This window comes from Ruegeria sp. AI3 (genome assembly GCF_056541245.1).
Map to the genome: position 1 here is coordinate 1 of NZ_JBQFYA010000050.1, position 1,194 is coordinate 1,194.

At 60.6% G+C, this 1,194-nt stretch carries 3 protein-coding genes; all 3 read right to left on the bottom strand.

All coding sequences use genetic code 11. From position 1 onward, the window contains the following. On the bottom strand, positions 1-298 hold a 298-nt coding region (locus ACRZ95_RS22915; RefSeq protein ID WP_480555680.1), incomplete at its 3' end, for a DUF2730 family protein. Further along, positions 295-870, bottom strand: coding sequence for a holin family protein (locus ACRZ95_RS22920; protein WP_480555682.1), 576 nt, complete (start codon positions 868-870; stop codon positions 295-297). The genes ACRZ95_RS22915 and ACRZ95_RS22920, both read right to left, overlap by 4 nt. Continuing rightward, positions 861-1,194 (bottom strand): putative peptidoglycan-binding domain-containing protein (locus tag ACRZ95_RS22925; protein ID WP_480555684.1); only part of this gene is annotated, 334 nt, incomplete at its 5' end. The genes ACRZ95_RS22925 and ACRZ95_RS22920, both read right to left, overlap by 10 nt.

Here is a 1,194-nt window from a genome sequence, read left to right on the forward strand (position 1 = left end):
CCTCGAGGCGTGCCGTGATCTTGGCATGGCCCTCCATCACCGCGCGCATTTCGTTGAGAGAGCCGGTCTGCTTGACCAGCTCGAGTTGAAGGGAATGCATGTCGTCCTTGCCAGGCATGGTCTGGACGGTCTGCTCAATCGTCGCGATCCGGTTCTCGTGGCGGTCCATCCGATTGGAGCCTTCTCGGAAACGCTCATCCACATCCTTTCGCCGGTTGACGAAAAAGGCATAGACCATGGCGGCAATAGATAGTCCGAAGCTTGCCAGCTTCAGACCGGTGTCGATGTCTAGTGTCACGCAGATGCCTCCCGCCAAGCCTGGACGGCCGGGTTGTCGCTGGGTTCGATCGACGCAACGGTCAGCTCAGTATCTGTCCCTGTGTCGGCCACACCGGGGCTATCATGCCGCAACGCGCGAAGACGGCTGATGTTCTCCATGACCTGCGGAACCATCGCTGTCGCCTGAGCCACTGTTTGCTGGAACTCGTGCGCCTTGATTTGGAAACGGCCACCGAAATAGAAGGCGACGATCGTGCCTGCGAGCCACCAGAGTGGTTCCGGCACCAGTGCCAACCCCTGCATCCGCTCCGCAAACCAGATCGGATCGAACATCGCTGATGCGAACAGCGCGAATGTCGCCACTACCATCAGCGGGCGCGGCAATCGGTTGAGACCGTCTATGAAGCGGTCAAAGCACCCCTTGCGCTCAATCTGAAACTCCGTGCCGAATTGCGCCAGCGCGGCCTGAGCATAATCCGATTGCCGCTGTGCGCTGGCCTCCGCGTTCACGCGGAACACCTCGGCCGTCTCGGCCACCACATTCCGACCGCCGCCGGAAAGCCCTGTCAAAATCCGTCCGATCATGCCCATGCCGAAACCCTCCGCTGAAACTCTGAATCGCTCATGTGAAATTGCGCGCTGATGAACTCTTCGGCGCGTCGAATCCAGCCGCCTTTACCGCCAGCGCGGGTACGGGCGTATTTGCGCGAAGCTGCGCGGTGGTCAGCGGTCCGGAAATAGTAGTTGCGCCGAGGGATGCCATAAGCGTCGACCAAATGGACACCGGCCTTAGCAAATGCCCGTCTCGTGGCGGCTGCAGTCTGAGGTCCGAGCGCGCCATCGACGGTGACCGGCTCCTGGAATTCACTGAGCAGTCGCTGTAGGATCTTCACGGCGTTGCTGCCTGCGTTCACA